3 protein-coding genes are annotated in these 4,878 nt (G+C 64.9%); all 3 read left to right on the top strand.

Features of this window, described 5'->3' with window-relative positions; genetic code table 11:
* Positions 1-533: chemotaxis protein CheW (locus AC2VLV_RS13485; RefSeq protein ID WP_486990465.1), on the top strand; the 533-nt coding region annotated here is incomplete at its 5' end.
* Positions 534-647: 114 nt separating this feature from the next.
* Positions 648-2,858 carry a methyl-accepting chemotaxis protein gene (locus tag AC2VLV_RS13490; protein WP_486990466.1) on the top strand — a complete coding sequence of 737 codons (2,211 nt, stop codon included), beginning with the start codon at positions 648-650 and terminating at the stop codon, positions 2,856-2,858.
* Positions 2,859-2,961: 103 nt separating this feature from the next.
* Positions 2,962-4,878: FimL-related protein (locus AC2VLV_RS13495; protein WP_486990467.1), on the top strand; the 1,917-nt coding region annotated here is incomplete at its 3' end.

The following is a 4,878-nucleotide window of genomic DNA, read 5'->3' on the forward strand; positions in this document are numbered from 1 at the left end:
CTCCGCCCATGTCCAGAGCCTCGCTGCGCGAATTTCAGACCCATCTCGCACAACGCCTGACGGCCGCGCAAAGCGGGCAAGCCCCTTCGCGCTGGCTGGCCGTGCTGGCGGGGCAGTGGCGCTTTTTGCTGCCCCTGGAGTTCTCGGGCGAAATTTCGCCCATGCAGCACTGCGCCCCGCTGCCGCACGCCCTGCCCTGGTTCCTGGGCCTGGTCAGTTTGCGGGGCCAGGTCTGCGGCGTGGTGCATCTGGGCCGGTTCATGGGCGAAGGCGCCATTGCGCTGACGCCGCAGGCCCGGCTCATCCAGTTCGCCCCGGCGCTCGATATCAACACCGCCCTGCTGGTCGATCAACTGGTCGGGCTGCGCAACCCCGATCAATTACAGAAAGTTCTTGGCGTTCAAGAGGAGGGGCCTGGTGAAGGGTCGCACCCTTGGCTGAGAACCACTTATCGCGATGCCGAGCAGAACCTCTGGCATGAAGTCGACCTGCTGACCCTGGCCGAAAACGAACAATTCCTGAGCGTCACCTGAGATTTTTGAATGACGCGATTTTGCTGAATTTGCTTTCACTGCCCATTACCAGTTTCAGTAAACCGTCACCTAACGGTTTGCATCCTTAACTTCATCACGTTTCACGGAGCGGTCATGTCCTTACTCTCGTCCCTTTTCGGAACGAAAAAAAACGAATCGTCAGGCGACACCGAAATTGCCCCGACGGCGCTCGGCCGCGGCGGACATGAAACCCTGCAGATCGACTCCAGCATCAGCGACCCTGGCGCGATCCTGAGCCAGGCCCAGGGCAACCGCCCGCTGATTCTGCGGCTGCCGATGATCAGCCGCATGATGCTGGCGCAGCAACAGCGCTTTTTCGGCGTGCTGCTCATCATCTCCCTGGTGCTGCTCGGCCTGACCCTGATCGTGGTGCTGCGCGGCACCGCCGATTCGGCGCGGCAGTTGGAAGCTTCGGGCGTTGCGCTGACCCAGTCGCAGCGTCTGGCGGGCGCCATGAACGCGGCGCTGCTCGGCAAGAAGGACGCCTTCGCCACCGTGCGTTCCAGCGCTGAAACCCTGAAAGCCAAAGTCGCCGTACTGCAGCAAACCAGCGTGCCCGTTGGCGGCCAGGCGCTGCTCGACAAGGTTGGCCCGGAAACCGAGACCAGCGTGAAAAACGCCGACCTGCTCGTCAAACAGGAAGGCGTGCTGACGACGACGGCCCAGCAGCTCACCGACATCAACCGCCAGACCGATGCTCTGCTCGATAGTGCCCAGACGCTGACCTCGCTGCTGCTGCAGCAACGCGCGCCGTCGAGCAATATCAACGCCGCCAGCCAGCTCACCATGCTGACCCAGCGGATCGACAAATCAGCCAACGCTTTTCTGTCGTTTCAAGGCGTGCGGCCCGAGGCCGTGTTCACCCTGGGCAAAGACCTGAGCACCTTCAACGATCTGACCAAGGGCCTGCTGAACGGCAACGCCGATATGCAGCTCACGGCCATTGCCGAGCCGCAATCGCGTCAACAGCTGCAAAGCCTGATCCAGACCTACGCCAAGACCGAAGCCTCTGCCCGCACGCTGCTGGCCAACCTGCCCAGCCTGGCCTCCGCGCGCGAGGCGCAAAACGCGGTGCTCACGGCCTCCGGTCAGTTGTATGAAAACCTCAACCAGCTCCAGGGACTGTATTCGGCACGCACCGGCGTGAGCTGGCCGGCGGTGGCGCTGATCGCGCTGCTGGGTCTGCTGGCCATCATCGCCGCCGCCGACCTGATCTACATCATGCTCAACGAGGCGCGCCAACGTGCCTCACTGGTGGAGCTGCAGCGTCGGCAAACCGAGCGTCAGGAGCTGGAAGCCCGCCGCACCAACGAGTCGAATCAGGCCGCCATTCTGCGGTTGATGAACGAACTGCAAACCGTGGCCGAAGGCGACCTCACGCAGCAGGCCACCGTGACTGAAGACATCACGGGCGCCATTGCCGACTCGGTGAACTACACCGTGGAAGAGCTGCGCACCCTGGTGGGACAGGTGCAGCAGACTGCCGACCAGGTGGGCGAAGGCGCGGGACAGGCGCAGACCACGTCCGACCGCCTGATGCAGAGCGCCGACGAGCAGCTCAACAAAATTCGTGAAACCGGCCAGTCCGTGCTCGACATGGCGCAGCGCATCAACCAGGTGTCGGTTCAGGCGCAGCAATCGGCCGAAGTGGCTAACCAGTCGCTGCAAGCCGCCGAGCAGGGGCAACGCGCCGTGCGCAACTCGATCGACGGCATGAACAGCATCCGCGACCAGATTCAAGACACCTCCAAGCGCATCAAGCGGCTGGGCGAATCGTCACAGGAGATCGGCGAAATCACCGAGCTGATTTCCGACATTACCGAACAGACCAACGTGCTGGCCCTGAACGCTGCCATTCAGGCCGCGTCAGCGGGCGAAGCGGGCCGCGGCTTCTCGGTGGTGGCCGAGGAAGTGCAGCGGCTGGCTGAGCGCTCGGCCGAGTCCGCCAAGCAGATTGCCGCGCTGGTGCGCACCATTCAGACCGACACCCAAGACGCCGTGGCCGCCATGGAAAAGAGCACGCAGGGCGTGGTCGAAGGCGCCAAGCTGGCCGACAACGCCGGCGCTGCGCTGGCCCAGATCGACGCAGTGTCGCGCCAGCTTGCCGAGCTGATCACCCGGATTTCGCAGCAGACCCAGGTCGAAGCCAGTTCCGCCAACAAGGTGGCCGACAACATCCAGACCATTTTCACCGTGACCGAGCAGACCTCCGAAGGCACGCGCTCCACCGCCTCGCTGGTGCGCGACCTCGCGCGTGTAGCCGACGATCTGCGCCAATCCGTCTCGCGGTTCAAGATCAACTGACCCGCCTTCCTCGTTTGCATTCCAACGTCCGTCCCTCGCGTTTTCCGGCATGAACACAGTCTCCGCTTCGAACTCCGCCGTGGCACCCGCCCCTGAGACGGACATGGGGCCTCTGGCCTGGCTGCTCGATCAGATCAGCGACAACCTCCAGTCCGCCCGCACCGCGCTCAAGCGCGCCGCCCAGCAGCAGGACGACGGCGTGCTCGGCTCGGTCCAGGCCGAAAAGACGGGTCTGCGCACCGCCCGCACCCAGGTGCACCAGGCCGCAGGCGCCATCGAGCTGCTGGGTTTCTTTGGTGCGGCACGCCTGATGCAGGCTGCCGAGAACGCGCTCGATCAACTCATCGACCATCCGGAAAAACTCGACAACGCCGCGCTGCAGCGTTTCGAGGCCGGCTTCAACGCCCTGGTCGATTTTCTCGAAGCCCAGCGTGCGGGCAAAAATGAACCGGCACTCAAGCTGTATCCGCAGTACCGCGACCTGATGGAACTGGCGCAGGCCGAGCGCATCCACCCGGCCGACCTGTGGGACTACGACTGGACCTGGCCGGACGCTCCGCCCGTCACCGATGCCGCAGGCGCCCCTGCACGCGCCCTGACGCCGGATGATCGCGCCCAGTTCGAAATGGGCTTGCTGCATGTGCTGCGCGGCCAGCAAACCGCCTCCGCCATGCAGACGCTCGATGCCGTCGCGCGTCGGGCGCAGGGCAGCAGCGCAGGGCCGACGGCCAGCCTGTGGTGGCTCGCGCGCGGCCTGTTCGAAGCCATCGGCAGCGGCCTGCTCACGCCCGATCTCGACATCAAGCGGCTGCTCAACCGCCTCAACCTGCAACTGCGCAGCCAGTTGCAAGGGCAAAGCCCCGCCCCCCAAAGGCTGGGTCACGACCTCACCTTCTTTTGCGCCCAGTCGCTGCACGGCAACGGCGACGTCACCGCGCAGTCGCTGCCCGTGCTGCGAGCCATCGACAACCGGCTGCACCTCGCTGCGGCGCCGTTTGCCGACTACCACCAAAGCCATTTCGGCCTGATCGACCCCGCCCTGGTGCAGCAGGTCCGCAAGCGCGTGCAAACCCTGCGCGACGCCTGGAGCGCACTGGCCGGTCACGCTCAGACCCACCTCGATCCCGCGCGCATGGCCCGCCTGGTCGATCTCACCCAGGCGCTGGAACAACCGCTGCACGCCCTCACGCCGGGCAGTGAAGCGCTGCCGCAGTCGCTCTCGGGTCTGTTCAAGAAAATCAGCGCGCGCAGCGACTTTCTCACCCCCGAGCGCGCGCTCGATGTCGCCACCGCCATTCTGTTTCTCGAAATCACCTTTGCCCACTTCCGTCCCGAAGAGCAGCGGTTTCTGGAGCGCGCACAAATCCTGGCGCGGCGCCTCGACCAGAGCGCCAACGGCCAAACGCCTGACCCGCTCGCCGGCTGGATGGAAGACCTGTTCCGCCAGGCCTCCGAGTCGCAGACCATGGGCAGCGTGGTGCAGGAACTGCGCGCCGACATGAGTACCGTCGAGAAACTGCTCGACGCCTATTTCCGCGACCCGTCGCACAAGCCCGATCTGGCGCAGGTGCCTCATCTGCTGTCGCAGATGCGCGGCGTGTTCTCAGTACTCGGGGTCGATGTCGCCAGTCAGGCGCTGAGCTACCTGCGCACCGAAATCGACAGTCTCGTGGCCGACGATGTGCCGACCGACAGCCAGCGCTTCGACGCCCTGGCCAGCAATATCGGCGTGCTCGGTTTTCTGGTCGACATGCTGTCCTACCAACCCGAGCTGGCCAAAACCCTGTTCGTGTTCGACACCGACAAAAAAGAGCTGCGCGCCGTCGTTCCCTCCACCCAGCGCACCGCCCCGCCCACCTTGCAGCAAGACGTCGAGCACGCGGCGCAGCAACTCAAGGACGACATCGCTCAAGGGCTGCCGCCCGAACAGGCGCAGCAACGCCTGGCCCAGTTGCGCGCCGAGGCCGCGCTGGCCGGCGTGCCCGATCTCCCGGCGCAGATGCTGAGCGCCCCGAGTGAA

The organism is Thiomonas sp. TH-17 (assembly GCF_057473305.1).